Source organism: Modestobacter sp. VKM Ac-2978, assembly GCF_026968025.1.
Lineage (GTDB): Bacteria > Actinomycetota > Actinomycetes > Mycobacteriales > Geodermatophilaceae > Modestobacter.
Genome location: NZ_JAPVBP010000006.1, coordinates 86,641 through 108,859, shown reverse-complemented (window position 1 = coordinate 108,859; position 22,219 = coordinate 86,641). Strand labels below are relative to the sequence as shown.

At 73.8% G+C, this 22,219-nt stretch carries 23 protein-coding genes; 6 read left to right on the top strand and 17 right to left on the bottom strand.

Annotation, left to right across the window (positions count from 1 at the left end; genetic code table 11):
- Positions 1-93 precede the first annotated feature (93 nt).
- On the top strand, positions 94-1,704 hold the full coding sequence (locus O2W53_RS15690) for a methyl-accepting chemotaxis protein (protein WP_269163994.1): 1,611 nt from the start codon (positions 94-96) through the stop codon (positions 1,702-1,704).
- Positions 1,705-1,741: 37 nt separating this feature from the next.
- Here the strand turns inward: O2W53_RS15690 and O2W53_RS15685 are convergent, their stop codons facing one another.
- The 4 genes from O2W53_RS15685 to uraD form a co-directional block, all read right to left on the bottom strand.
- Entirely contained in the window at positions 1,742-2,476 is a 735-nt protein-coding gene (locus O2W53_RS15685; protein ID WP_269163993.1) for an ANTAR domain-containing protein, read from the bottom strand.
- 106 nt (positions 2,477-2,582) lie between these two features.
- Positions 2,583-3,488, bottom strand: coding sequence for a factor-independent urate hydroxylase (gene pucL / locus O2W53_RS15680; protein WP_269163992.1), 906 nt, complete (start codon positions 3,486-3,488; stop codon positions 2,583-2,585).
- 54 nt (positions 3,489-3,542) lie between these two features.
- The gene (uraH, locus tag O2W53_RS15675) at positions 3,543-3,860 is read right to left on the bottom strand and encodes a hydroxyisourate hydrolase (RefSeq protein WP_269157566.1); all 318 of its coding nucleotides are present in this window, start codon (positions 3,858-3,860) and stop codon (positions 3,543-3,545) included.
- 73 nt (positions 3,861-3,933) lie between these two features.
- Positions 3,934-4,437: a 2-oxo-4-hydroxy-4-carboxy-5-ureidoimidazoline decarboxylase gene (gene uraD, locus O2W53_RS15670; protein WP_269163991.1), complete on the bottom strand. Its 504-nt coding sequence runs from the start codon at positions 4,435-4,437 to the stop codon at positions 3,934-3,936.
- A 20-nt stretch (positions 4,438-4,457) separates the two neighbouring features.
- On the opposite strand from uraD, the gene O2W53_RS15665 reads away from it, so the two are divergent.
- The 4 genes from O2W53_RS15665 (at position 4,458) to O2W53_RS15650 (ending at position 8,361) form a co-directional block, all read left to right on the top strand.
- Positions 4,458-5,660 (top strand): DUF6986 family protein, encoded by a 1,203-nt coding sequence (locus tag O2W53_RS15665; protein WP_269163990.1) that lies wholly within the window; start codon positions 4,458-4,460, stop codon positions 5,658-5,660.
- A gap of 173 nt (positions 5,661-5,833) precedes the next feature.
- Positions 5,834-6,844, top strand: a complete 1,011-nt coding sequence (locus O2W53_RS15660) for a sensor histidine kinase (protein WP_269163989.1) — start codon at positions 5,834-5,836, stop codon at positions 6,842-6,844.
- A 105-nt stretch (positions 6,845-6,949) separates the two neighbouring features.
- Positions 6,950-7,798, top strand: a complete 849-nt coding sequence (locus O2W53_RS15655; RefSeq protein WP_269163988.1) for an SDR family oxidoreductase — start codon at positions 6,950-6,952, stop codon at positions 7,796-7,798.
- Complete coding sequence (locus tag O2W53_RS15650) at positions 7,795-8,361, top strand: MarR family winged helix-turn-helix transcriptional regulator (protein ID WP_269163987.1); 567 nt, start codon at positions 7,795-7,797, stop codon at positions 8,359-8,361. Before O2W53_RS15655 ends, O2W53_RS15650 begins: the two co-directional genes overlap by 4 nt.
- Positions 8,362-8,449: 88 nt before the next feature.
- Here O2W53_RS15650 and O2W53_RS15645 read toward each other — a convergent pair whose 3' ends face one another.
- From O2W53_RS15645 to O2W53_RS15635, 3 genes are all read right to left on the bottom strand, one after another.
- Entirely contained in the window at positions 8,450-8,629 is a 180-nt protein-coding gene (locus O2W53_RS15645) for a hypothetical protein (protein ID WP_269163986.1), read from the bottom strand.
- An 89-nt stretch (positions 8,630-8,718) separates the two neighbouring features.
- Positions 8,719-9,114 (bottom strand): STAS domain-containing protein, encoded by a 396-nt coding sequence (locus O2W53_RS15640; RefSeq protein WP_269163985.1) that lies wholly within the window; start codon positions 9,112-9,114, stop codon positions 8,719-8,721.
- 29 nt (positions 9,115-9,143) lie between these two features.
- Positions 9,144-9,683, bottom strand: a complete 540-nt coding sequence (locus O2W53_RS15635; RefSeq protein ID WP_269163984.1) for an NUDIX domain-containing protein — start codon at positions 9,681-9,683, stop codon at positions 9,144-9,146.
- Between the two features lie 39 nt (positions 9,684-9,722).
- On the opposite strand from O2W53_RS15635, the gene O2W53_RS15630 reads away from it, so the two are divergent.
- Positions 9,723-10,208, top strand: coding sequence for a J-domain-containing protein (locus O2W53_RS15630; RefSeq protein ID WP_269163983.1), 486 nt, complete (start codon positions 9,723-9,725; stop codon positions 10,206-10,208).
- A 129-nt stretch (positions 10,209-10,337) separates the two neighbouring features.
- Here the strand turns inward: O2W53_RS15630 and O2W53_RS15625 are convergent, their stop codons facing one another.
- From O2W53_RS15625 to O2W53_RS15580, 10 genes are all read right to left on the bottom strand, one after another.
- The gene (locus O2W53_RS15625; protein ID WP_269163982.1) at positions 10,338-10,907 is read right to left on the bottom strand and encodes a hypothetical protein; all 570 of its coding nucleotides are present in this window, start codon (positions 10,905-10,907) and stop codon (positions 10,338-10,340) included.
- A gap of 151 nt (positions 10,908-11,058) precedes the next feature.
- Positions 11,059-11,199, bottom strand: a complete 141-nt coding sequence (locus O2W53_RS15620; protein ID WP_269163981.1) for a hypothetical protein — start codon at positions 11,197-11,199, stop codon at positions 11,059-11,061.
- Positions 11,200-11,250: 51 nt separating this feature from the next.
- Positions 11,251-13,140, bottom strand: coding sequence for a hydantoinase B/oxoprolinase family protein (locus O2W53_RS15615; protein ID WP_269163980.1), 1,890 nt, complete (start codon positions 13,138-13,140; stop codon positions 11,251-11,253).
- Positions 13,137-15,200 carry a hydantoinase/oxoprolinase family protein gene (locus O2W53_RS15610; protein WP_269163979.1) on the bottom strand — a complete coding sequence of 688 codons (2,064 nt, stop codon included), beginning with the start codon at positions 15,198-15,200 and terminating at the stop codon, positions 13,137-13,139. Before O2W53_RS15610 ends, O2W53_RS15615 begins: the two co-directional genes overlap by 4 nt.
- 112 nt (positions 15,201-15,312) lie before the next feature.
- Positions 15,313-17,745: an FAD-dependent oxidoreductase gene (locus O2W53_RS15605; RefSeq protein ID WP_269163978.1), complete on the bottom strand. Its 2,433-nt coding sequence runs from the start codon at positions 17,743-17,745 to the stop codon at positions 15,313-15,315.
- On the bottom strand, positions 17,742-18,983 hold the full coding sequence (locus O2W53_RS15600) for a beta-ketoacyl synthase N-terminal-like domain-containing protein (protein ID WP_269163977.1): 1,242 nt from the start codon (positions 18,981-18,983) through the stop codon (positions 17,742-17,744). The genes O2W53_RS15605 and O2W53_RS15600 overlap by 4 nt, the downstream gene beginning before the upstream one ends.
- Positions 18,980-20,269: a beta-ketoacyl-[acyl-carrier-protein] synthase family protein gene (locus tag O2W53_RS15595; protein WP_269163976.1), complete on the bottom strand. Its 1,290-nt coding sequence runs from the start codon at positions 20,267-20,269 to the stop codon at positions 18,980-18,982. Before O2W53_RS15595 ends, O2W53_RS15600 begins: the two co-directional genes overlap by 4 nt.
- Positions 20,266-20,697 carry a cupin domain-containing protein gene (locus O2W53_RS15590; protein WP_269163975.1) on the bottom strand — a complete coding sequence of 144 codons (432 nt, stop codon included), beginning with the start codon at positions 20,695-20,697 and terminating at the stop codon, positions 20,266-20,268. The genes O2W53_RS15595 and O2W53_RS15590 overlap by 4 nt, the downstream gene beginning before the upstream one ends.
- Positions 20,694-21,668, bottom strand: coding sequence for an ACP S-malonyltransferase (locus O2W53_RS15585; RefSeq protein WP_269163974.1), 975 nt, complete (start codon positions 21,666-21,668; stop codon positions 20,694-20,696). The genes O2W53_RS15590 and O2W53_RS15585 overlap by 4 nt, the downstream gene beginning before the upstream one ends.
- Positions 21,665-22,159 carry an SRPBCC family protein gene (locus O2W53_RS15580; RefSeq protein WP_269163973.1) on the bottom strand — a complete coding sequence of 165 codons (495 nt, stop codon included), beginning with the start codon at positions 22,157-22,159 and terminating at the stop codon, positions 21,665-21,667. The genes O2W53_RS15585 and O2W53_RS15580 overlap by 4 nt, the downstream gene beginning before the upstream one ends.
- Positions 22,160-22,219 lie beyond the last annotated feature (60 nt).

Genomic DNA, 22,219 nt, shown 5'->3' with positions numbered 1-22,219 from the left:
ATCGGATTGTGCTAACCATCTCGGCTGCACTTCTGTGCCGTCCGGTCGACAACCCCGTTACGGCATCCACGCCGTCGACGACGGGAGCACGGCATGGGCACACGACTGCGGGACGTCTTCACCGGCGGGGGGTTGCGCCGGATCCGGATCAGCACCCGACTCCTGGCACTGGTGCTGGCGGCCGTGGTCGGCATGGGCACCATCGCCGTCATCGGGGCCCTCCAGGTGCGCCAGACCATCGAGGCCGAGCAGCGCAACAAGGCGCAGTCCGCGGTCGAGGCGGTGCTCGGCGTCGTCGCCTTCTACGGCGAGCAGGAGGCCACCGGTGCGCTGACCCGGGAGCAGGCGCAGGCCCAGGCGAGGAGCGCGCTCAGCGGGCTCCGGTACTCCGGTACCGAGTACTTCTGGATCAACGACATGAACCCGACGATGGTCATGCACCCCATCAAGCCCGAGATGGACGGCACGGACCTCACCGGCAACACCGACCCGACCGGCAAGGCGCTGTTCGTGGAGATGGTGCAGGTCGTCGAGAGCGACGGCAGCGGCTTCGTCGAGTACATGTGGCCCAAGCCGGACGAGGAGGAGCCGCAGGCGAAGATCTCCTTCGTCGCGGGCTACGAGCCCTGGGGCTGGGTCGTCGGCTCGGGCATCTACGTCACCGACCTGAACGGCGCCTTCCTCGACCACCTGCTCTCCCTGGCACTGTGGGCCACGCCGGTGGTGCTGGTGATCGCCCTGATCTCGCTGCTGGTGTCCCGCAGCGTCACCCGGCCACTGCGCCGGATGACCGATGTCCTCGCGGCCGGGGAGCTGCACGAGCGGCTGGACGTCGGCGCCGGCCGCAACGAGCTGGACCAGCTCGCCGGTGCGCTGAACACCACGCTCGACCGCGTGTCGGACGTGGTCGACGAGGTGGCCGAGGCCTCCCGGCTGCTCGACGGGGCCGCCAAGTCGCTGTCGTCCACGGGGGCGACGATCGCCGGCGCGGCGGGGCGGTCCACCGGGCAGGCCGACGCCGTGACCGCGGCGGCGAAGGACGTCAGCTGTTCGATCGACGCCGTCGCCACGGGGGCGGAGGAGATGGGCGCCTCGATCCGGGAGATCGCGCACAACGCCGCCGAGGCCGCGCGGGTCGCCGGGAGCGCGGTGACCGCGGCGGAGAGCGCCAACCAGACGGTCGCCCGCCTGGGTGAGTCCTCGGTGGAGATCGGCAACGTGGTCAAGGTGATCACCTCGATCGCCGAGCAGACGAACCTGTTGGCGCTGAACGCCACCATCGAGGCGGCGCGTGCCGGGGAGGCCGGCAAGGGCTTCGCGGTGGTCGCCAACGAGGTCAAGGAGCTGGCCCAGGAGACGGCGAAGGCCACCGAGGACATCGCCCGACGGGTGGAGGCCATCCAGGCCGACACCGACAGCGCGGTCGGTGCCATCGGCGGGGTCACGTCGGTCATCGCCCAGATCAACGACTACCAGACGACGATCGCCTCGGCGGTCGAGGAGCAGACGGCCACCACGAACGAGATGAGCCGGGCCATCGGTGAGGCCGCGCAGAGCGGGCGGTCGATCGCCGAGACGGTCGCCGAGGTCGCCCGGGCAGCACAGGAGACCCACAGCGGCGTGGCAGCGATGCAGACGGCCACCGGTGACCTGGTGCGGATGTCGGAGGGCCTGCAGCGGTCGGTCGACACCTTCCAGCGCTGACCTGCCGGTGCGGCCGGACGTGCCGGCCGCACCGGCCTCAGTGCCCGGTCTCGGCGGCCTCCGACAGGTCGGCCAGGCTGAGCCGGTCCTCCAGCACGGCCTCGGCCACCTCGTCGAGGTCCCGGCCCGATCCGTAGGCCCTGGCGCGCAGCAGGGCCAGCGCATCGGTGCTGTCCAGCTCCAACCCGATGCTGACGAAGCCGACCGCCTGCCAGACCAGTGCCCGGCGGCCGGCGGCGGGCGCGTCCAGCCAGGCCGGCCCGAACTCGCTGCGTGGCTCCTGGTCCATCGCGGCGGCGAAGCTGTTGCTGAGTGCGGTCGTGACCGTCAGGGCGTCGGCGAGGCTCAGGTCCCGGACGGAGCCGGGCGGCTGCACGAACAGGTCCAGTGAGCCGATGCCCTGCAGTCCGCCGTGCAGCGGCAGGGCGATGACACCGCGGAAGGCGGTGCGCGCGACGAGCGCGTCGTGGAACACCGGCCAGCGGGTGCGCAGCTCGTCCTCGTCGGCGAGCACCGGGTTGCCGGTGCCGTGTGCGGTCAGGCAGGGGCCTTCACCGACGGTGAACTGCAGGCGCTCCGCGATGCCGGCCTCCTGGCCGCTGCCGCCCAGCGGCAACCGCCGGTCGGCGGAGAAGTAGACGCTGAGGCCGGCGCCGGCGACCGGCAGCACCTGAGCGCAGGCGCGGGCCAGCCGCAGGGGCAACAGCTCCGGGCCGGGCAGCTCCGACTCGGCGGCGGTGACGCGGGCAGTGAAGTCCTGCGTGAGGTCCATGCCTCCCTCTCCGGGAGTGCGCACCCCAGAGCCGGCCGTGGTTGGACCGGGGGTGTCGCCAGGGCCCTGCTACCCAGGCGCGGTGTGCGTCCACACCTGCGGAGGGTCAGCAGAAGCCGGGGGTGCCCAGCCAGGCGGCCGGCGCGGCCGGGACGTCGTCCCGCAGCACGGTGCCCTCGATCAGCCCGTAGGGCCGGTCGGCGGCGTGGTAGACCACCGCGCCCGGGCCCTCGAGGTCGTTGTCCAGCCCGAACGCCGAGAGGTCCTGCAGGAAGTGGTGCCTGTTCGGCATGGACATCCGCACCTCGGCCACGTCGGCGTGCTGCTCGAGCACCGCCTCGCCCATCGCGTAGAGCGACTGCTGCAGCGCCAGGGAGTGGGTCGCGGCGAAGGTCTCCAGCAGCGTCGTCCGGACGGCGTCGTAGCTGGCGTCCCAGTCGACGTCGAGCCCGGTGTACCGCCAGCGGGCGGTGACCGCGGTGGCCAGGATCCGGTCGGTGGTCTCCGGCAGGGTGGTGTAGCGGTCGCGGGGGAAGCCCCAGAACTCCGAGCCGGTGGTCTTGAGGACGACGAGGTCACCGAGACCGGCGAGCACGTGCACGTCCGCGCCGTCCACGGTCACCACCGCGGTGCGCACGTCGCCGCCAGTGCGGGAGAAGGCGTGGTCGTGCGGGGCCCCGCCCACGGTGATCCGGTCCCAGCCGTAGGACTCGATCGCCACCCGGGCCCCGGTGACCCAGTCGTAGCTGCCGGCCAGGTGCCGGGCCAGTCGCAGGCCGAACTCCTCGGGCGAGCTGATCCCGTCGCGGGCGAAGGCGAAGACGGTGTTCTTCTGCGCGTCGGTGGACAGCACGTGGCCGTTGTCGCCGACGGTGTGCGCGGCCGCGAAGTCACCGCGCAGGGCGGTGCTGACGTCGAGGTCGACGAGGGAGTGCCGCGCGGTGGAGCGGTCGACCGCGACGACCCGCACCTCCGCCTTCCCGTACTGGTTGGGCCCGAGGACGATCGCCATGCGCGCACCTTCACTCATCTGCGTTGCGGGGATGTTGCACGTGGAACCGGAGGTTCACGAACCCCGGTAGGTGGAGTAGGCGAACGGGGAGAGCAGCAACGGCACGTGGTGGTGCTCGGCCGGCTCGGCGACCGTGAAGGTCAGCACCACCTCCGGCCAGAACGTCTCCCGGCCCAGCCCGGCGGCCCACTCGCCGGTGCCGAAGACGATCCGGTGCGGCCCGGCGGCGGTGGGCTCCTCGGTGAGCCGGCAGCGGCCATCGGCGTCGGTGACCCCGGCGGCGACCTGGCCGGCGTCGTCCAGCAGCTGCACCGTCATCCCCGCCGCCGGGCGACCGGCCACGGCGTCCAGCACGTGGGTGGAGACGCTCATGCCGCCTCCTCGCTGGCGCTCGTCAGCCGCATTCGCGGCGCTGCTGTGCACATCGGTGAGCTCGCGAGCTCGCTCACTGGAGCAGCCCCGCGACCCGCAGGCCGGTGATCTGGGCTAGCTGTTCGGTGACCTCGGCGCGCTCGGTCTCCGGGTCGTTGCGCAGCCGGCGGTGCAGCTCGACGAGCATCTCCTCGGCCGACCGACCGGCTGCGCGGATCAGGAACACCTGGTCGAACCGCTCCTCGTACTCGCGGTTGCCCTCGACCATCGCGGCCCGGACCGAGTCCGCGGCGGTGGTCATCCCGCTCTGCTCCTCGCGCGACGTCCTCGCCTCCGCCGACGGACCCTGCATCCGGTCGCCGATCCGCGCGTGGGCGGCCAGCGCGGCGCTCACCTCGGCCCAGGGGAGGGCGCGGCTGACCTCCTCGGCGCGGGCGACCAGGGCGTCGGCCGAATCGTAGGGGCGGTCGGCGGCGACGGTGCTGGCGAAGGACGGCGCTGCGTTGCAGGCTCGCAGCAGCTCCTCGGCCCGCGCTGCCGGTTCGGCGTTGAATCTGTCCAGCGGGGAGTCGGGCACGGCTGACAGGATGCCAGTCGATGATCCCTGCGGAGCTGTACGACGAGCTCGATCGGCGACTGGCGCCCGTGGACGCCGCGCGGCTCGCCGCCTATCCGGGCGAGTCGTCAGCGCGGCAGCCGGTGCACACCTGTTACGTGCCCGCCGACGCCGTCGTCCCCGGGTTGGCTGCGCACTGGGGCGCCGCGGCGCTGGCCGCGCTGGACGAGCACGGCCTGCCCGACCTCGGCCTGGACGTGGGCCTGGTCGAGCAGGTGCTGCCCCGGGTGCGGGCGAAGCTGGCCACCGAGCCGGTCGAGGACCTGCGGGTCGACGCCGAGGACGGCTACCGCGGCCCGCCCGAGGCGGAGGACGGCGACGTCACCACGGCCGCTGCGGTGCTCGCGGCCGAGACGGGGCTGCCGCCCTCCCTCGGCATCCGGGCCAAGTCGCTGGAAGGGCCGACCCGCCGCCGCGGGGTGCGCTCGCTGGACCTGTTCCTCACCGGCCTGGCCGCGGCCGGCCGGGACCGGGCGATCGTCACGCTGCCCAAGGTGACCGCGGTCGAGCAGGTCGCCGCGTTCCTGCCGGTGCTCGACGCACTGGAGCAGGCCAGCGGGCTGGCGCTGGACCTGGAGCTGCAGGTGGAGACGCCGCAGGCGGTGCTGGGTGCCGACGGCACGACGACGCTGGCCCGGATGCTGCACGCCGGCGGGGGCCGGGTGACCGGCCTGCACTTCGGCACCTACGACTACAGCGCCTCCCTGGGCATCTCCGCGGCCCACCAGTCCTCCGACCACCCGGCCGCGGACGCCGCCAAGCAGGCCATGCAGGTGGCCGTGGCCGGGACCGGGGCGTGCGCGGTCGACGGCTCGACCAACGTGCTCCCCGTCGGCACCACCGCGGAGGTGCACGCCGCCTGGCAGCTGCACGCCGGGCTCGTCCGGCGGGCGCTGGAACGCGGCTTCCACCAGGGCTGGGACCTGCACCCGGCGCAGCTGGTCACCCGCTACGTCGCCACCTACGCGTTCTTCCGCGCCGCACTGCCGGCCGCCGCGGTGCGGCTCGCCGGGTACGTCAGCCGGGTGGAGGGCGGGGTGCTCGACGAGCCGGCCACCGCACGCGCGCTGGCCACCGTGGTGCTCCGCGGCCTGGACTGTGGGGCCCTCGACGTCGCCGAGGTGGAGTCAGCCACCGGGCTGGACCGTCCGGCGCTGGACGCCCTGGCGGGTCGCCGCCGCTGAGCCCGACACGCGCGCCGTCTGACGCTCCGGCTGTGGGTCGTCGCGTTTGGTGCGAGCGTGCGGCGGGTCACCCACACGAGGGAGTACCGATCCCGGGGGCGGTTGCCGAGACCTGGGGCGGGTGATTGACAATGCCAGCAGTCTCCAGGGTCCACCGTCGGTCGAGAGGTGTCGTGTCCGTTCTCGGAGCTCGTGTCGCGCGCTCGGTGCCGCGCGCCCGCGACGACGAGCCGGGCTCCGGGCCCGAGCGGACGCGCGGCCACACGGCGCTCGTGTGCGGCTCCGACGACGCGCTGCTCCAGAACGCCGTCCCGTGGCTGGAGGCCGGCCTCGCCGCCGGGGACGTGACGGTGCTGTCCTGCGCGGAGGAGACGGCCGAGCTGCTGCGCTCGGCGGTGGGGGCCCGGGACACCCAGCTCCTCAGCGATCCCCGCGTGTCGATGCGCGGCGCCCGTGCCCCGGACGCCGTCCTCGCCACCCGTCAACTGCTCGAACGGGCCGCCGCGTCGCCGTCGGGCTCGCTCCGGGTCCTGGGCACACCGGACTTCGGCCCGGAACCTCGCACGTGGCGGGAGGCGCAGCGCTACGAGTCGGTGGTGAACGACCTGCTCGCCGACCACCCGCTCGACGCGTTGTGCGTCTACGACCAGCGGCAGCTGTCGCCCGACGTCGTCGCGAGCGCCGGGCAGACACATCCCCACCTGCTCGTCGACGGCGTCCGGGTGGCGAGCGCCGGCTACCTGCCGCCGGCGCAGTACCTGCCGGCCCTGCCGCTGCCGCGCGAGCCGATGGAGGACGGTCCGCCCCTGTTCGCCGTCGACGGAGCGCGGTCACTGGGCACCCTGCGGCACCAGCTGGCCGCGGTGCTGGCCACCTGCGTCCCCGACCACGACCAGGGCGCCGACCTGCACCTGGCGGTCAGCGAGATGGCGGCCAACGCGTTCCGGCACGGCACGCCGCCGGTGTCGGCCCGGGTCTGGGCCTCGGCCGACCGGGTGGTCTGCACCATCACCGACTGCGGCACGGGGTTCGCCGACCCGCTCGCCGGCTTCCAGCCCGCGCACGGGGACGACCTCTCCCAGGGAGGCATGGGCCTGTGGCTGGCCCGCAAGCTCTGGGACCACGTCGACCTGCTCCCCGGGCCCGACGGCCTGACCGTCCGGCTGAGCTCACCGCTGCGCTGAGCCGCAGCGACCCGGGGTCGGCCGACGCGCGCATCCGGTGCTCCGTCCGCCCCTCGTGGGCACGGTGACCGGCCGGACCGGTCTCTCAGAACTAAGGTGTCCGGTGTGATCGTGGTGACTGCGGCCGGTGGGCCCACGGGGACGGCGGTCGTGCGTGCGCTGCGTGCCCGGGGGGAGTCGGTGCGCGCCGTGGTCTCCAGCCGAGGCCCCCGGCCGGAGCTGACCGAGCTCGGCGCCGAGGTGGTCGTCGCGGAGCTGACCTCGCCGATGGCCTGGTCCTCGGTGTTCCGGGGCGCGGACGCCATGTACCTCATCTGGCCGAACTTCGACCCGGACGAGGCCGAGGGTGCGGCGGCGCTGTTCGCCGAGGCCCGCCGGGCCGGGCTGCCCCGGGTGGTCTACCACTCGGTGATGCGCCCGCAGCTGCGGGTCATGCCGCACCACGCCGGCAAGGACCTGGCGGAGGAGGCCCTCGACAGCAGCGGGTTGGCGTCGTGGCGGGTGCTGCAACCCTGCTCCTACGCCGACAACCTGGACACCCAGCTCGAGGCGGCGCAGACCAGCGGGGTGCTCCGCAGCTTCTGGGGCCTGCGGACGGCGCAGTCCGTGGTCGACCTGCGGGACGTGGCGGAGGCCGCAGCCGTGCTGCTCACCGAGGACGGCCTGGACGGCGGGACCTTCGAGGCGGCCGGTCCGGAGGCACTGACCGCACCGCGGCTGGCCGAGCTGATCGGCGAGTGGCTCGATGACGAGGTCGTCGCCGACGACGTCATCCCCGGGGGCGAGGTCCCCACCGGGTATGCGGCCCGCTGCCAGCGCACCATGTTCGACCACTACCGGGCGCACGGCTTCGTCGGCAGTCCGCGAGTGCTCACCGGCCTGCTCGGCCGCCCGCCGCGCACCTTCGCCGAACACCTCGCCGACCTGCCGCGCCCTGGGGAGCCGGCGCCGTGAGCGACCTGCTGGACGACCCGGCGCGCGCCCAGGACGGGAACGGGACGGCCGGGGACGCGATGGACGTGATCCTGGCGCAGTGGGCGCAGGAGCGGCCGGACCTGGACTGCTCCCCGATGGGCGTCATCGGCCGGATCAGCCAGCTGCAGCGGGAGGTCTTCCTCGCCCAGCGGGCCACCTTCGCCCGGCACGGGCTCGATGCGCCGTCCTTCGACGTCCTCGCGGCGCTCCGCCGGGCGGGGGAGCCCTACCAGCTGACCCCGACCGCGCTGATGCGGACCGCCCTGGTCACCTCCGGCGCCATCACCCAGCGGCTGGACCGGCTGGAGGAGAGGGGCCTGATCACCCGGGGCCGCAGCGAGGCCGACGGGCGGGCCGTCGTGGTCACCCTGACCGACGCCGGGCGGACGGCGCTGGACACGGCGCTGCCGGACCACCTGGAGACCGAGCGGGACATGCTGGCGGCCCTCTCGCCCGAGGAGCGCACGCAGCTGGCCGGGTTGCTGCGCCGCTGGCTGATCAGCCTGGGCCGCGTGCCCGGCGGCACGCCCGACCCCAGCTGATCCGACCTCGCCTCCGCTGGGGTCCACCGGACTGATCGTCCGGCGGACCCCGGCCGAGCCGGCCGTGGCACCGGCCGTCGCGCTGGGGTCAGCCCTCGGTGTCCTCGTCGAGCTCCTGCTCCACCTCGCCGACGCCCTCGTCCACCTCCTGCTCGACACCGTCGTCGACGACGTCGTCTCCGCAGGCGGCCGTCGTCAACGACGCGGCGGCGATGGCGAACGCAGCGAAGGCGCGGCGGACGGTCCGGGGACGGGTGGAGCGGGACATGAGACCTCCTGGCTCGAAGCTGATGGTGGCCCGGAGGGAGGTGCCCGGTGAGGCCTGCAGCAAACGAGCGGAGCCGGGCGGGAGCGCGGTCAGCTGTGGTCGTGGCCGTGCGGGGTGGCCTCGTGCACCTCCTCCGGGTGGCCGTCACGGCGGTCGACGATGGTGAAGCGCCGCCACAGGCCGCTGAGCTGCAGGGGGCGGGCGACGGCGGCGGTGTGCACCACGAGGGGGGTGTCGATGCCCCGGGGCTGGGCCATCCGCTGCAACTGCACCAGCGTCGCCATCCCGGCCGAGTTCATGAAGGTGACCTCGCACAGGTCGACCCGGACCTGCTTCAGCGTGGCACCGGCCAGCATCAGGTCGGTCATCTCGCGCACCAACGGCCGGCGGGCGTGCTCGGTCAGTTCGCCGACGACCGTGATCTCGGCGGACTCCGCGTCGTGTGTGGTGACCGTGACCTCGACGTTGGGGGCAGGTTCGTCCATGGCTCCTCGGTTCCCGGCCGGGGCACGGTTCACTCCTCGGCCTGTCCTCGGGCGAGCAGCAGCAGGCTGTAGGCGGCCAGCGAGGGGCCGTCGGTGAACCGGCCGTCGCGCACCATCGCCCGGAGCTCGGCCTCGGGGACGAACGCCGAGCGCATGTCGGCCTCGGTCGCCTCGCGGGCGGTGGGGCCGGGCGTCAGCCCCTCGGCCAGCCAGACGTCGAACTCCTGGGTCGTGAGCCCCGGCGCCAGGTCCAGGTGCCCGAGGTGGCTCAGCCGGGCCGCCCTCAGCCCGGTCTCCTCGGCCAGCTCGGCGCGGGCAAGCTCCTCTGCCGTCCCGGTCCCGCCCGCCGACCAGGTGCCCTGTGGGAACTCCCAGGAGCGGCGGCCCAGCGGGTGGCGGAACTGCTCGACCAGCCAGAAGCCGTCCCGCTCGGCAGCGATGACCAGGCCGAAGTGCGGCCGCTCGACGACGGAGTAGACGCCCGGCGATCCGTCGTCCAGCTCGATGGCGTCCTCGCGCAGCCGGAGCCATGGGTTCCGGTAGACCTCTCGGGTGCCCGTCGTCCGCATGCGGCCCAGACTGGCAGAGGAGTGCGGAGGAGGACGCCGATGACGGAACGCAAGCCGGAAGGTGTGTCGTTCGAGAGCTGGGTCGAGCACCAGATCGCGCAGGCCCGCGAGCGGGGAGACCTGGAGGGGCTGGCCGGCGCCGGCAAGCCGCTGCCCCGGCGGGACCAGGAGAAGACCACCTACGAGTGGGCGCTGGAGTGGGCGCGGCGGGAAGAGGCCGACGTCGCCGCGATCATGCCCACGGGGCTGGCCCTGCGGAAGGAGCGCGAGGAGCTGCCCGCCCGGGTCGCCCGGCAGCCCACCGAGGAGCTGGCCCGCGCGGTCGTCGAGGCGCACGTCGCCCGGGTCGACCGGTACTACCGGCAGCCGGTCGACGGGCCGTGGATCGCCGTCGGGATGCCGGACGTCGAGGAGATGGTCGCCGAGTGGCGGCTCAGCCGCCCGGTCGTCGTCCCCGGGCCCGCGGCGCCGGAGCCGGCGCCGTCACCCCGCCGCCGGCGGTGGCTCGGGCGGCGGGCCGGCTGACCGGCCGGTCCGGTGCTCGGTCGCGTCCAGCACGGTGGAGGGTGCGCCGCACGACCGGCGCCGGCCACCCGGCTCGACCGTGCGCTGCCCGCCCGGGCACCGCACGAGGTCGCGCGGTGCCCGGGTGGGTCACTCCTGCTCGGCCGGCACCTGGATGTCGACGCTGTCGGCGACGATGTACTCCTGGCCCGCGAAGTCGGTGTAGCCGTCGTCGGTCAGGTCCAGGCCCAGCTCCTCCTCGACGGCGGCCTCGTCGAACCCGCTCTGCACGGTCCCGGTGACGAGGAGGACCTGCCCCTCCTCGAGGACGCCGGCGATGTCCGAGCCCACGACGAGCAGCGGCTCGGCGGAGGTCTCCTCGATGCCGGTGATGGAGAAGGAGTTCGGGTCGACCACCTGGTCCACGGTCGCCGACACGGTCACCTCCTCGCCCACGAGGGCACTCGCCTGCTCGGGGAACCCGGAGTCGTAGCTGCCGTTGTAACCGGCGTCCGCGTCGTCCCCGGCGTCGGCCTCGCCGTCCTCCCCCTCTCGTTCCTCCAGCAGGTCCCCGGCGCTCCGCACCCTGTCGGAGGCCGACTCTCCGGCGGCGGAGTCGTCGCCGGAGCCTTCGTTGCCGCAGGCCGCCAGGGTGAGGGGCGCAACGGCCAGGATGCCGGCGAGGCAGAGCTTCGCGATGGGACGGGTGTGCTGCTGCACGGTGGTTCCTCTCGTCGAGCCGGGCGCGGGACGCCCGCCGCAGGTTCCGGACACCACAGTGATTGCCACAGCCGGCCACGGCATGCCCACCGGCGAGAACTCGACGCCAACACGTGACGGGGCGCGCGGTGCGGCCCGGTCCGCTTCCTCGTCAGCCGTGCTCCCGGTCGCCGTCCTCGTCGTCGGCGTGCCGGGCCTGCAGCTCACGGGTGGCCATGCCGCCGGTGCCGCCCTCGTCGTACTGGCCGGGGTGCAGGTTGGGCTGATCGGTCTCGTGCTCGCTCTCGCTCATCACGGCCGAGCCTGCCCCGGCCGGCCGGTACCGGCCAGCCGGGGTCCTCCTTCAGAGCAGGTCGAACTCGTTGTGCGACTCGCCGCCGGAGAGCAGCGCGTAGCCGGGGCCGCGGTCGAAGAACGGCTGCACCTCCGGGCGGGCCGCGCGGAGCTCCTCGCGCAACTTGGCCGTCGCCGCCTCGTCGGCCGTGCCGTCGTCCCGGAGCACCACGCCGTAGTCGTCGCGGGCGCCGGCGACGCTGACCTTGTGCCAGGAGATGTCCCGCAGCACCTCGTCGACCGGCCGGTCCAGCGGGTCGCCCCAGCCGCCGCCGCCCGTCGTCCGCACCCGCACGACGGTGCCGGCCTTCAGCGGCTCGGCGTCGGCCAGCGCGTCGACCTCGTGCTCGTCGGGTCCGCCCGGGTCGACGGTGATCGAGAACGGCCGCCCGGCCCTGCCGCCCTTCACGCCCCAGCAGGACAGGATCGACCGGTCGGCGATGGACATGAAGTGCGCGTCGCGCAGCACCCGGATGTCCTTCTCGTACCCGCAGCCGCCGCGGTACCGGCCCGGGCCGCCGGAGTCCTTCGCCAGCGCGAGCCGCTCGATCCGCAGCGGGAAGCGGGACTCGGTGAACTCGGTGGGCAGGTTCCGGGAGTCCGGGACGACGTGGATGGTGTCCTCGCCGTCGGCGTAGTACCGCCCGCCGGAGCCGCCGCCGAGCACCTCGCGCATCAGGTACGGCTCGCCGTTGGCGTCGGTGCCGTAGACGCCGGTGTACCGGATCGTCTCCTGGTCGGCGGGCATCCGGCCGCCCGTGGCCTTGGCCAGCACCCCGGCCAGCACGCCGAGCAGCCGCAGGATCACGAACGTCCGGGCGTTGGTGGGCGCCGGGAAGATCGGGGTGAGCAGCGTCCCCTTCTCCGGGAACCTCATCTCGATCAGCGGGACGACGCCCTCGTTGACGTCCAGCTGTGCCATCCGCTCCGGCGACTCGGCCAGGTTGCGCAGGATCGGCGCCAGCCACTTCTTCAGGAAGTTGCCGTCGGCGTAGTCGCCGCAGTGGTTGATCGGGCCCTTCGCCTGCGGGCCGGTGCCGGTGAAGTCGATGACCAGCGGGACGTCCTTCGTGGAGTCCATGGTCAGCGTGATCCGCTGCCGGTGCAGCTGGGGCTCGTCGACGCCGTCGTGCTCGGCGTAGTCCTCCCAGACGTAGGAGCCGTCCGGGATCTGGGAGAGGATCTCGCGCCGGTACACCTCGGTCGAGCTGCTCAGGATCGACTCGAAGCACGCCTCGACCGCCTCGACGCCGTACCGGTCGAACAGCTCACCGAGCCGGCGCGCGCCGGCCAGGCAGGCCGAGCACTCGGCGTCCAGGTCGGCGGCGAGCGAGTCGGGCATCCGCGAGTTGCGGGTCATGATCGTCAGTGCGGCGTCGTTGCGGACGCCGCGGTCCCACAGCTTGATCGGGGGGACCATCAGGCCCTCCTCGAACACGCTGGTGGCCGCCGACGGCATGGAGCCCGGCACCGCGCCGCCGATGTCGTCGTGGTGGCCGAACGCCTGGATGAAGGCGACCACGGTCGGGGCCCCCTCGACGTCGGCGAAGACCGGGACCGTCACGCACAGGTCGGGCAGGTGGCCGATCCCGCCCTCGGAGAGGTAGACGTCGTTGTGGAAGTAGACGTCGCCGGGGTTCATGGTGTCGATCGGGTGGTCGCGGACCACCGGCTGCACCAGCGCGGAGTACGAGCGGCCGGTGAGCTTGCGCAGCTGCCGGTCGTGGATGCCGGCCCGGAAGTCGTGCGCGTCCCGGATCATCGGGGAGCGGGAGGTCCGCCCGATCGACGTCTCCACCTCCTTCTCGATCGCGGCCAGCGTGCCGGCGACGATCTCGACCAGCACCGGGTCGGCGGCGGAGGGGCCGAAATCGCGACTTTGGCCCTGATCGGTGCTCATCGGGTGGTCTCCTTCGTGAGCAGCAGGTTGCCGAAACGGTCGACGGTGGCGGAGAAGCCGGGGTGCACCGGGACGGTGGAGCCGAACTCCTCGACGATCGCCGGGCCGGCGACGACGTCGCCGGGGGAGAGGTCGGGCCGCCAGTACAGCGGGGCCTCGACCCATTCGTCGAAGAACACCGGACGGGTGCCGCGGCGCGCGTCGCGGTCGGACGGCGCCGGCTCGACGATCTCCGGACGGCGGATCGGCCCGATCCCGCTCACCCGCAGGTTCACCCACTCCACGGCCTGCCGCGGGTCGGTGGCGAAGTCGTAGCCGTAGAGCTGGTGGTGCGCCGCGTGGAAGGCGGTGGCGACGGCGTCGATCGCCGCGTCGTCCAGCTCCCCGTCGCCGACCGGCACGCGCACCTCGAACGCCTGGCCGACGTAGCGCAGGTCGGCGGTGCGCTGCATCCGCTGCTCGCTGCGCGCGAAGCCCTCGCCGTCCAGGGCGACCTCGGCCTGCCCCTCGAGCTCGGCGAAGGCGGTGGCCAGGGTGGCGGGGGAGACGTCGGCGTGCCGGGCGACCATCGTCTGCACGTAGTCGTTGCGGACGTCGACGGTCAGCAGCCCGAAGGCGCTGACGTTGCCCGGGTTCGGCGGCACCAGGGTGCGCGGCAGCCCCAGCACGTCCATCAGCCGGCAGGCCAGCAGCGAGCCGGAGCCACCGAAGGTGGTGAGGGTGAAGTCGCGGACGTCGAGGCCGCGGGCGACGGTGACCTGGCGCAGCGCGTTGGCCTGGTTCCACGCCGAGATCTCCAGGATCCCGGTGGCCAGCGCCTCGACCGTCAGCCCCAGCTTCCCGCCGAGCTGCTCCAGCCCGGCCCGGGCGGCGTCCACCGACAGCGGGATCTCCCCACCCAGCAGGTGCGGGGGGATCCGGCCGAGGACGACGTGCGCGTCGGTGACCGTCGGCTGTTCGCCGCCGTTGTCGTAGCAGATCGGCCCCGGGTCGGCTCCGGCCGACTTCGGCCCGACCTTGAGCGTGCCCTCCGGCGACAGCCAGGCGATCGAGCCGCCGCCGGCGCCGACGGTGACGACGTCGATCATCGGGATCTTGGACGGGTAGTCGCCGACCGAGCCCTCGGTGGTCAGCGTCGGCTCGCCGTCGATCACCACGGTGACGTCGGTGGAGGTGCCGCCGCCGTCGCAGGTGAGCACCCGGTCGAAGCCCGCGGTGCCGGCGATCAGTGCGGCGCCCAGGGCACCCGCGGCGGGGCCGGAGAGCATCGTGGTGATCGGCTGGTGCACCACCTCGGAGGCGCTGAGCACGCCGCCGTTGCTCTTCATCACGTAGAAGGGGACGGCGGGGGCGATCTCGTCGAGGCGGCGGCGGATGTTGCTGACGTAGGCGCCGACCTTGGGCTTCACCGCGGCGTCGACGAGCGTGGTCACCGAGCGCTCGTACTCGCGGTACTCGCGCAGCACCTGGGAGCTGATCGAGACCACGGCGCCCGGATGTTCCACGTGGAGCACGTCGAGCATCGCCCGCTCGTGCGCGTCGTTCGCGTAGGAGTGCAGGAAGCAGACGCCGATCGTGGTGATCCCGGCGTCCTTGAAGAACCGGGCGGCCGCGACGGCGTCCTCGCGGGAGAAGGGCCGCACCTCGGCGCCGGTGACGTCCAGCCGGCCGCCCACGGTGCGGACCAGGTCGGCCGGCACGATCCGCGGCGGCTTGACCCAGAAGTAGCTGTTGCCGTAGCCGTCGGGCACCGACTGCCGGGCGATCTCCAGCACCGACTCGTAGCCCTCGGTGGTGATGAACCCGATCCGGTCCAGCTTGCCCTCGAGCAGCTGGTTGGTGGCGACCGTCGTCCCGTGGCTGACCGCGGTCACCGCCGACCCGTCCAGGCCCAGCTGGCCCAGCACCTTCTGGACGCCGGCGAGGAAGCCGTCGGCCGGGTCGCCCGGTGTGGACGGCGTCTTGGTGGTCGCGACCTCCCCGGTCTCCTCGTCGACGGCGACCACGTCGGTGAAGGTGCCGCCCGTGTCGATCCCGATGCGGACCCGGCGTGAGCTCATGTCGAGAAACCTTAGTGCTGAGATACCTCGACCGGAAGACGTCGACCGATGAACTCCGTGTTACCCGGTGGGCCCGCGCGGCCGGCGGTCGCCGGCCGCGCGGGCCCGGGTCTCAGCCGGCGAACACCCCCGCCAGGTGCTCGCGCAGCGCCGGCTCGCTCACCGGCCGGGTCCGGAAGCCGACGTGCCCGTCGGGCCGCACCAGGTACGCCGCCGTCCCGGCACCGGCGGTGCCGTACGCGGCGGCGTAGGCGCCCCGCGCGTCCCGGAGCACCGGCAGGTCGACCAGCGGTGGGACGGCGACGTCCGGGCCGGCGATCAGGTACGGCCGCACCTGCCCCCCGGTGTCCTGCCGGACCGATGCGGCCAGCTCCTCCAGCGCGCGCAGCTCCTCGGCCCCGACGCCCTCACCGGCGGACAGCAGCAGGGTCGCGTGCGTGCCCCGGGTCAGCTCGAACAGCCGCAGGTCGTGCGCGACGCCGAACCGGCGCAGCCCCAGCACGTCCGGTGCCCGGTGCCCGGGCTGCGGCCCACCGGTGAACGCCGCCGAGCCGCCCGACTCCCCGACCAGCGGGCTGCCGGCGTAGTTCATCGTCATCTGCATCTCGAGCAGGAACTGCGCCCGCTCGTCGTCCATGTCCATCTCGTCGGTGAACGCGATGGCCACGGCGCGGTCGACGATGGCCTTGCCGGCGGGCCGGCGCTCGGCCTCGTAGCTGTCCAGCAGCCCGGGGGAGGCCTGCCCGCGGACGGCCAGGGCCACCTTCCAGGACAGGTTCCAGGCGTCCTGGATGCCGGTGTTCATGCCCTGGCCCCCGGCCGGCGGGTGCAGGTGGGCGGCGTCCCCGGCGACGAACACCCGGCCGGTGCGGTACCGGTCGACGATGCCGTGCTTGACCCGGAAGATCGACGACCAGCGCAGGTTGCTCGCCGTCGTCCCGGCCGGGCCGAGGTCGTCGATCGCGGCCTGGATGTCGGCCAGTCCCGGCGGGTCGTACTCCTTCCAGAACCCGGGCGGCACCACCCCGCTGCCGATCGTCTTCTGCAGCCGCTGCGGGGCCAGCGTCGCCACCCGGTAGCGGTGGGCGCCCTTGAGCGGCACGCACACCAGCATCCCGGTGAAGTCGCCGTCCTCCTCGATCCGCACCCAGCGCACCAGGTGGCCCGGCGGCATCTCCCAGTCGACGTCGACGTCCCCGAGCATGAACAGCTGCGGGAACATCGACAGGCCACCGTCGAAGGTGAGCCCGAGCTGCTCCCGCACCACGCTGCCGGACCCGTCGGCGCCGATCAGGTACTGCGCGCGGGTGCTCGACCGGTTGCCCGCCGCGTCGACGAGCTCCGCGGTGACGCCGTCGTCGTCCTGGCTGAAGCCGGTGACCTCGACCCCCCGGTCGACCGGGACGCCGAGGGAGGTCAGCCGGTCCCCGAGGATCCGCTCGGTCTCGTACTGCGGCAGCCCGAGGTGGGCGTAGGGCAGCTCCTCCAGCCCGGACCAGTCGACCTGGTGGGTCTGCTTGCCGTTGACGAACACCGTCTGCCCGTGCAGCCAGCTGCCGGCGTCCATCGCCTCGGTGACGATGCCCTGGTCCTCCCAGATCTCCATCGTCCGGCAGTGCACGCCGATGGCCTTGTCCGCCTGGGCGGCCGGCTGGGCACGCTTGTCCACCACCCGGACGGCGATCCCGCGCCGGGCCAGCTCGATCGCCGCGGTCAGCCCGGTCGGGCCCGCGCCGACCACCAGCACCTCGCACGCGGTGCGGGTCGGGACGTCCACCGGCGGGGGAGCGGCCGCGACCGCCGGCTCGGCCCGGGGTGCCGGCACGCTGGTGGTCTCCGGCGCCGCCGGGGCCGGTGCGGGACGGGTGGCCCGGACGCCGCGGACCCCGGCCTCCTGCGGGCGGAAGCGGATCTCGTAGAGCTTGCGCTCGAAGAAGACCGACAGCCAGCGGATCAGCGGCCCGCTCTGGTCGGCGTGCGAGGGGTCGTCCACCCAGTTGCGGAAGTCCTGGTCGGACTCCCACTCGGCGAAGATGTGGAAGATGTCCGAGCCGGGTTCGCGGAGCAGCTCCTCCCGGATCAGGCCCGGCGTCCCGCGCAGCCGGTCGGTGACGACGGCGTAGGCCCGCTCGAACGCCTCCTCCTCGCCCGGGGCTACCCGGGTGCTGATGTCCACCCGGACGTGCGAGGCCTGCTCGCCGCCGGCGATGCCGTAGCGGATCTCGTAGGTGCTGCGGTCGGCGTCCTCCCGCAGGTCCCGGAGCGAGGCGGTCAGCGCCTCCCGGGCGGCGGACCGGCCGAACGCGTCCGCCGCCGCCCGGTCGGCCCACTCGCCGACGATGAGGAAGGTGCGGGCGTCGTCGGCGTCCCGCATCAGCTCCTGCTTGACGTTGCCCGGTTCCCCGGCGATCTGGACCGCCGCCGTACGCCACGCCTCCTCGAACTGCTCCTCGCAGCCCTCCCGCACCCGCATCCGCAGCAGGGTGCGGACCGCGCCGCCCGGCTCGGTGTCGGTGGTGGGAGCCGCGTCCTCCAACGTCGTCATGACGTCCTCTCCTCGGTGGGCCGGCGCAGCACCAGGCTGCTGTTGAAGCCGCCGAACCCGCGGGCGAGGACGACGGCCGTCTCGACCTGCTGGGCCCGGCTGTGCTGGACGAGGTCGAGCCCGGGGGCGTCGACCGGGTCGTCGAGGTACGCGGTGCCGGGCACGATCCCGTCCCGCATGGCCAGCAGGGCGGTGGCCACGTTGAGCGCCGAGCCACCGGCCATCAGCCGTCCGGTGAAGGACGACGGCGCGGTCACCGGCACCGGGTCGGCGCGCCCGCCGAACACGCGCTGCAGCGCCTCCAGCTCGAGGGCGTCCAGCTCCGGCACCCCGGCCGCGTCGGCGAGGACCAGGTCCACCTCGTCCGGGGTGATCCCGGCGTCGGCGAGGGAGAGCTGGATCGCCCGGGCGTACTGCCGGGCGTCCGGTGCGGGGTCGGCGTGGTGGTGGGCGTCGTGCGTGGCGCCGTGGCCGACCACCTCGCCCCACACCCGTTCCACCCCGCGGGCCCGGGCGGCGCCGGGCTCCTCGACCAGCAGGATCGCCCCGCCCTCGCCGACGACGTGGCCCGAGGCCCGCCGGTCGAAGGGCTTGTAGGCGTCCTCGGGGGCCGTCGCCGTGGACAACCGCCCACTGGTCGCCTGGCAGAGCAGGGCGTAGGGGGTCACCCCGGCCTCGGTGCCCCCGACCAGCACCGCCGGGGTGCCGCGGCGCACGACGCGGCGGGCCCAGCCGATGCTGTCCAGCCCACCCGCGCCCTCGCTCACCACCACACCCGAGGGGCCCTTGTAGCCGTCCCGGATGGAGATCTGGCCGGTGCTGGCCGCGTAGAACCAGGCGATCGACTGGTAGGCGCCGACCGACTTGGGCCCCTTGGCCCACAGCCCCTGGATCTCGTGCTGGCTGAACTCGTTGCCGCCGGAGCCCGCGGCCAGGAACACCGAGGTCGCGTAGGCGTCCTCGGGTGCGGTGTACCCGGCGTCCTGCGCCGCGAGCGTGGCCGCCGCCAGCGACATCCAGGTCCAGCGGTCGGTCTGCACCATCAGCCGGGGGTCGACGTGGTCGGCCGGGACGAAGCCGGTCACCTGCCCGGCCAGCGAGACGCCGTACTGCGTCGGGTCGAAGCCGACGATCGGCCGGATGGCCGGCTCGCCGCGCACCAGGGAGGACCAGTGCGCCTCCACGCCCACGCCGGTCGGCGCGACCACGCCGATACCGGTGACGACCAGCCCGGTCATGGGGTCCTCCTCGTCGGGTGGGCCAGCACGATCGCGGACTGGAAGCCGCCGAAGCCGCTGCCCACCGACAGCGCGACGTCGACCTTCTGCTCCCGCGCGGTGTTGGGCACGTAGTCCAGGTCGCACTCGGGGTCGGGCACCTCGTAGTTCGCCGTCGGCGGCACCACGCCGCGCTGCACCGCCAGTGCGGTGGCAGCGATCTCGATCGAGCCGATGGCGCCCAGCGAGTGGCCGATCATCGACTTGATCGAGCTCATCGAGACCTGCTGGGCGGTCGGGCCGAGGCTGAGCTTCACCGCGGCCGTCTCGTGCCGGTCGTTCTGCTTGGTGCCCGAGCCGTGTGCGTTGACGTAGCCCACCTCGTCGGCGTCGATCCGGCCCTGGTCCAGGGCCAGCCGGATCGCCTCGGCCATCTCCACCCCGTCGGGGCGCAGCCCGGTCATGTGGTGGGCGTTGCAGCGGTTGGCGTAGCCGCTGACCTCGCAGTACACCTCCGCACCCCGCCGTCGGGCGTGCTCGAGCTCCTCCAGCACCAGCACCGCGGAGCCCTCGCCCATCACGAACCCGTCCCGGCGGGCGTCGAAGGGCTTGGCGGCGTGCTCGGGGTCGTCGTTGTTGCCGGTGGTGGCCCGGATCGTGTCGAAGCAGGCCATCGAGATCGGCGAGATCGGGGCGTCGCTGGCCCCGGCGATGACGACGTCGGCGTCACCGTCCTCGATCATCTGGCTGCCGTACCCCACGGCGTCGATGCCCGACGTGCAGCCGGTGGAGACCACGGTGGCCGGCCCCGAGGCGCCGAAGCGCACCGCCAGCTCGGTCGCCCCGCAGCTGGGCACCAGCGCGTGGTGCAGGAACCGCGAGGCGTACTGCGGGTCGACCAGCCAGTGCGTGCCGGCGTCGCTGACCGCGACGTACTCGTCCTCCAGCCGCATGGTGGCCCCGACCGCGCTGCCGAGGACGACGCCCACCCGGTCCGGGTCGGTGGCCTCGACACCGCCGCCGAGCGCCAGCCCGCTGTCGGCGACCGCCTCGTCGGCGGCGACCATCGCCATCTGCACGAAGCGGTCGTTGCGGAACACCTCGTGGGCGGTCAGCCCCAGCTTCCGCCCGTCGAAGTCGACCTCGGCGGCGACCTGGGAGCGGAAGCGGCTGGGGTCGAAGAAGGTGATCCGCCGGGTCGCCGTCCGGCCGGCGGTGATCATCTCCCAGAACCCCTCGCGGCCCATCGAGCCGGGTGCCACCACGCCGATGCCGGTGATGACCACCCGGCGCCCGGTCGTGCTCACCGGACGCCCATCGAGCCCGGGGAGGGCTCGGTGTCGACGTGGCCCAGCTCGGGGCGTGGGGCCAGCGGGCCGGCGAGGAAGACGAAGAACGCCGACTCCGGGCCGTCGTTGACGATCCGGTGCCGCACGCCGATCGGGATGTGCAACGCCGACTCGCCGCCCAGTCGGCGCTCCTCACCGTCCAGCGTCACCAGCACGTCGCCGGAGACGCAGTACAGGAACTCCTCCGAGTACGGGTGCCAGTGCTCGGTCACGACCTCGCCCGGCTCGAGGGTCAGGGTGCCCATGAAGCCGGCGGTGGCGCCCACGCTGGTCGGCGAGAGCAGCACCCGGATGTCACCGCCGCGCCGGCGGTTGGGGGCCGCGTCCGAGCGGGACACGGTGGGTCCGCACCGCACCTTCGTCGTGGGGTGCTGGATGGTGGTCATCTCTCTCCTCTGCTGGGGGCTGCGCCGGTGAGCGCGTGTTCGGCATGGGGGTCCGGGCCGGGCAGGCCCGGGCCGGTGGCCAGGAGGACCGGGAGGCCGGGGTGGACCTGGCGGATCAGCGGGCCCAGGGTCGGGACGGCGCCGACCTCGACGACCCAGGTCGCCCCCGCGTCCGCCACCAGGGCGTGTGCGGTGGCCTCCCACTGCACCGGTGACATGAGGTGCTCCTGCAGGCACCGGGCCAGGTGCTCCGGGTCGCGGGAGGGCCGGGCGTCGACGTTGGACAGCACGGGCACGCCCGGGACGGACCAGTCCAGCTCGTCGAACGAGGGCGCCAGGCGATCGGCGATCGACTGCACCAGCGGACCGTGGCCGGCGGCCCGCCCCGGCAGCCGGACCAGGTCCAGGCCGGCGGCGACGACGACCTCCCGGGCCTGGGCCAGCTCCGGGCACCAGCCGGAGAGCACCACCTGGGACGGCCCGTCGTACGCGGCGATCGCCAGACCCGAGGTGGTCCCCAGGTCCGCGACCACCGCCTGGGCGACCTCGCCGGCGCCCGGCCCGACGACGGCGGCCATGCCCGCGGTGGACGGGCGCGGGCCGTGGGCCAGCATCTCGGCCCGGCAGTCGACGAGGTCGACCACCTGGTCCAGCCGGAGGGCGCCCGCAGCCACCAGGGCCGCGTACTCGCCGACGCCGTGCCCGGCGACGGCGACCGGCTGCAGGCCGGCGGAGGCGAGGCTGCGGCAGCCCGCCACGCCGACGACGAGGGCCGCCAGGTGGGCGACCGCCGGGTCGTGCAGGTTGAGCGGGTCGCCCCACCACGCGACGACGTCCCGACCCAGCACGTCGGAGGCCTCGGCCACGACGTCCCGGGCGGCCGGGTCGGGCAGCCACGCCTCCAGGGCACCGGGTGCGGCCGTCCACTCGCCCGGCAGGACGACGGCCGCCCCGGTGCGCGGGCCGGTCACCGCGCCGGCTCCGGATGCCGGGCGGCCGCCTCGACCTTGTCCCGGATGACCGCCATCTGGATCTTGCTGTTGGCGTCGATCCGCTCGGTCATGCCGGCGGTGTCGATGGGGGCCTCCGGGCGCATCCGGAAGTCCTGCACCCACCGCATCCGGGTGCCCGCGCCCTCCGGTGCGTAGCTCCAGCGGATGTCCATGAACTCGAACGGGCCGGGCTCGACCCGGTGCGCCACCACCTCGTGCCGTTCCTCGTCCAGGGTCCGTTCGGAGACCCAGCTCCACACCCGGCCGCTCTCGTCCGGGTGCATCTTCAGCCGGAACCGGAAGGTCGAGCCGGTGTGCGCGAGCACCTCCACCTCGGCGTACTCGGTGAACAGGTCCGGCCACGACGGCAGGTCGTTGGTCATCGTCCAGACGTGGTCGATGCCGGCGTCGATGAAGATCGAGTTGTCGGTGTGGCCGACGGTCCGGCCGTCGTTCTCGGGCGTGCTCATCTGGGTCCTCCGGTGGTCGAGGGGATGTGGCGGTGGGGTTCGGCCCCGTCCAGGGGCTCG